The organism is Mesorhizobium sp. M7A.F.Ca.ET.027.03.2.1 (genome assembly GCF_003999175.1).
Taxonomy (GTDB): domain Bacteria; phylum Pseudomonadota; class Alphaproteobacteria; order Rhizobiales; family Rhizobiaceae; genus Mesorhizobium.
The window spans coordinates 1-4,256 of sequence record NZ_RZOM01000505.1; the positions used below are offsets into that span (position 1 = coordinate 1).

Annotated in this window: 3 protein-coding genes and 1 pseudogene; all 4 read right to left on the reverse strand. The window is 64.5% G+C overall.

Annotated elements, in window-relative coordinates:
• Positions 1-1,123: VWA domain-containing protein (locus EN750_RS20830; RefSeq protein WP_127397510.1), on the reverse strand; the 1,123-nt coding region annotated here is incomplete at its 3' end.
• A 375-nt stretch (positions 1,124-1,498) separates the two neighbouring features.
• Entirely contained in the window at positions 1,499-2,497 is a 999-nt protein-coding gene (locus tag EN750_RS20835; RefSeq protein WP_164748958.1) for a GlxA family transcriptional regulator, read from the reverse strand.
• A 20-nt stretch (positions 2,498-2,517) separates the two neighbouring features.
• Positions 2,518-3,417: a bifunctional methylenetetrahydrofolate dehydrogenase/methenyltetrahydrofolate cyclohydrolase FolD gene (gene folD / locus EN750_RS20840; RefSeq protein WP_127269251.1), complete on the reverse strand. Its 900-nt coding sequence runs from the start codon at positions 3,415-3,417 to the stop codon at positions 2,518-2,520.
• 180 nt (positions 3,418-3,597) lie between these two features.
• Positions 3,598-4,256 (reverse strand): annotated as a pseudogene (locus tag EN750_RS20845) (succinoglycan biosynthesis protein exop); the annotation flags it as partial.

Here is a 4,256-nt window from a genome sequence, read left to right on the forward strand (position 1 = left end):
GAATCGTCTCGGTAGCCACGCCCTGCCCGATCGTGACAGTCACCTTCTGGTCGCCGGCCGGCAACACGGCTTTCGTCGTCCCATAGAAGGTGGCGGGCATGTCAGCACCAGGATAGTCGATGACGACAGCCGCGCCATCGACGACATCCGCCCCCGCGCTCGGTCGCGGGTGGATGATGAGCGTGCCGGCATCCAAGTTGAAAAGCGGCTTGTAGACCTGGCCGGCCTCGATCTTGACCTTCTGCTCGGTCTTGGCCTGGCCGTCACTGGCCACGACGATATAGTCGCCCGGTTCCAGATTGGCCTTGTAGGCGCCGTATTCGGTGCTGACGTAGTCGCCGCGCGTACCGTCGGGTTTGGCCTTGTAGATTTCCCAGGCGTTGCCGTCAGTGACGGGATCGCCGCCCTCGGCAAGCACCGCTATCGGCAGGAAATTGAATTCCGGTTTGGCCGGCTCCGGCGCGGGCGCTGGCGCAGGTGCCGGAGCCGGTTCAGGAGCAGGCGCCGCCACTGTCTCGGCAAGCGCCTCCTGCAACGCCTTCTCGTCGGAGGCCTGGATGTATTTGCCGCCGGTGTTGTCGGCGAGGCAGGCGATCTGCCGGCCCTCATCGGCGGTCAGGCCGAAACCGACGACATCGGCGGTGAAGTCGACGCCGGATGCCTCGAGCTCCTTGCCAAGCGCGCAAGGGTCGCCCCCGCATGTTTCGAGCCCGTCGGTGATGAGCACGACGGTCGCCTTGTCCTCGGTGTATTTCAACGCCTCGGCCGCCTGCTTGACGGCAGCGGTCAGCGGCGTCTTGCCGAGGAATTTCAGGCTGTCGGCAGCGGCCGAAATGGCGCTGCCCGAACCTGCCTGCGGCGGCACGATCAGCTGGATGTCGTCGCAGCTGCCCTTTTCACGGTGGCCATAGGCTATAAAGCCGATGTCGTCGTCGGTGGGGACCGATTGAAGCACGGTTCGAAGCGACTCTCGGGCGATTTCGAGCTTGGGCTTGCCGTCGATCTGCGCCCACATCGAGCCGGACGCATCGAGAATGATGATGACCTTGTTTGCGGCGAAGCCGAACGTCGTCATCGCCAAAAGGAGGATCGCCGCAGCGACGCCCCGTGCAAGTCCCGCCATCGAAATCTCCTAAATCCGCCCCTGATCCGGGCGGCAAGCTATTTGACGCGGCGCCGGGACACAAGTCCGGGCAGCCAGGTGCGTAGGGCCCGAACCCAGCTTAACAAAAGTCGTGACGACAGCCAGTTCGGGGTGTCGGCAGTGCCGAAGGCTTTCCATGATAGGAATTTTTTCTTGACTGGATGCACTCAGCTATGGTACATTTTTGCCCATGGTGCTGATTTGCGCCGGTGACCCGCCGCTCAGGCGGGTTTTTCGTTTGATGCACCCGTCAGCCTACGCGCGGCCAAGGCTCCGAAAGAACCCGTTACCCGAATTCGCTACCCTGGCCCGATGCGCCGGGCCGAATGCCGAACTTTTCAGCGGAAGCGGAATTCAGTAGGTCGTGCGGCGCTCTTCCGAGGGCGGCCTGCCGAATTGCAGCCGGTAGCTTTGGGCGAAGTAGGAATGCGAGGTGAAGCCGGTCGCTATCGCCACATCGAGGATCGGCATGTTGGTCTGGCGCAGCAGTTCGCGCGCCCGCTCCAGCCGCAGCCGCATGTAATAACGGCCAGGCGTGACGCTGAGGTGGCGCAAGAACAGGCGCTCGACCTGGCGCACCGAAAGGCCGGCGGATTTGGCCAGCTGCACTGCCGACAGCGGCTCGTCGAGATGGTCGGCCATCAGTTCGACGATGCGTCTGAGCTTCTCCGACTTGCCGGTCAGGTCGCGTTCCGGGCCGACGCGCTGGCGGTCGCCGGCCGAGCGGATGCGTTCGTGCTGGAACTGGTTGGCGACGCCATTGGCGAGGTTCGAGCCGAAATCGCCGCGCACGATCTCCAGCATCAGGTCGATCGAAGTGGTGCCGCCGGCGCAGGTGTAGCGCTTGCGATCGATCTCGAAGACGTTGCCGGTGCAGTTGATGTCGGGGAAGCGTTCGACGAAGCCGGCGCGGTTTTCCCAATGGATGGTGCAGCGATAGCCTTCGAGCTGGCCGGCCTCGGCCAGCAGGTAGGAGCCGACCGACAGGGCACCCAGCGCATTGCCGCGCCGGCCCCAACTGCGCAGTGCCGCCAGCACCTTGCTCTTGCCGGGAAATTCCGTCGTCAGCCCGACCGAGACGAAAAGGATATCGACCGGCGGCAGGTCGGCAACGGCGTAGTCGATCTTGAGCGGCAGGCCATTGGAAGCCATCACCGGATCGCCATCGGCCGACACCGTCGTCCAGCCGTAGAAGTCGCGGCCAAGCAACCGGTTCGCCGAGCGGAACGTATCGATCGCGGCAGCCAGCGAGAACATGGAGAACTTGTCTACCAGCAGGAATGCGAACTGCCGCCCGCCTTGAACGGGGTCCGTGATGACCGGCCGTTCTGAGGGAACACTGGGGTTCGGCAAAGCTGCGGCTTTCTGGCGGGTCAGAAGGACGGCCGTTTCAATCCGGCCGCTAGGTAGGCCGAGGCTAACGTATTGGCCATCAGCATGGCAATGGTCATCGGCCCGACACCGCCGGGAACCGGCGTGATGGCGCCGGCGGCCTTAGCCGCTTCGGCATAGGCGACATCGCCGACGAGGCGGGACTTGCCCTCGCCCTTTTCCGGGGCCGGAATGCGGTTGATGCCGACATCGATGACGGTGGCGCCTGGCTTCACCCAATCACCCCTGATCATCTCCGGCCTGCCGACGGCCGCGACGAGGATATCGGCGGTGCGGGCCAAGGCCGGCAGATCCCTGGTGCGGCTGTGGGCGATGGTGACAGTGCAGTTGGCGGCAAGCAGGAGATTGGCCATCGGCTTGCCCACGATGTTGGAGCGGCCGACGACGACGGCGTTGAGGCCGGACAGGTCCTTGCCGCGCACCCGCTCGATCAGAAGCATAGAGCCGGCCGGCGTGCAAGGCACGAAGGCTGTCTCGAGTTCACCGGTGCCGAGCTTGCCGACATTGATGAAATGGAAGCCGTCGACATCCTTTTCCGGCGCGATGGTCTGGATGATCTTGCCGGCGTCGATATGGGCTGGCAGCGGAAGCTGCACGAGGATGCCGTTGATGGCCGGATCGGCGTTGAGATCGCCGATGATCTTCAGCAACGCCGGTTCCGAGGTTTCGGCCGGCAGCGTGTGCTGGACGGAATGAAAGCCGCATTCCTTGGCGGTGCGCGACTTGGACGCGACATAGACCTGGCTGGCCGGATCCTCGCCGACGATAACCACGGCAAGACCCGGCTTGGCCTGGCCCTTGGCGACAAGCTCAGCCGTCAGGGTCTTGACCGACCCCACAACGTCGCCGGCAACGCTCTTGCCATCAATCACTTCGGCCATGGACTACCCTCAACACCAGAATGCCCAAGCGCGTCGCTTGCGGAAGCGACGCGCTTTTCGATCTTTCACAGCGTGGCATTTTCACGAAAATTCCAACATGCAATCCCGCCAAAGCGCCGTCCCATGCCGTTTACGCGAAACCGGCATGTTTTTGTACGGCACAGCGCAGATTTTTGTGGCTCAGAAGTAGCGACGCCGCACGCGGCTCTCGGTCAGTTCGCGAACCGCTTCGCGGAATTCGCGCAGGCTGGCGCGGATTTCCTCGATTGGCGCTTGCTGCTCGGCATCCTCCGCGGCCCGCGACGGCTCCGCCGGTCGCTGATGAGGCTGAGGCGCCTGCTGTTGCGGGAGGGGCGGCTGTGGATAGGACTCGGAAGCAGGCTGAGCCGGATCGGGCTGCTGCCCCGCATTGGCGGCCGGCATCGATTGCGGATAGGGATAGGCCGGCGGCTGTGCGTAGCCCAAAGGCTGCGCGTAGGGATAGAGCTGCGGCCCGGAATATGGCCGCTGCTGCACCATGGGAGGCGGCAGTGGCGGCTGCGCCGTCTGCTGCGGATGGCCGCCGGGCTGGAAAAGCGGCGCCGGGTATGCTGTCGCGGCCGCCTGCCGAGGCTCGAAGGCCGGTGCCGACTGGGGATAAGCGCGGTATTGCGGATCCTGCATTGACCCCCCGTTTTCGGCAGAAGCCCATTCAACGGTATCGAACGGCTCCTCCCTGGACGGCCTGCGGGAGACGGACTTGTGCAGCCTCGACAGCAAGGCGCCGATCCGGCCGGGACCTTCGGCCGGCGAGACCTCGGCTTGCTGGACAGGTGGTGGCGCGGCCGGCGGTGGTGATG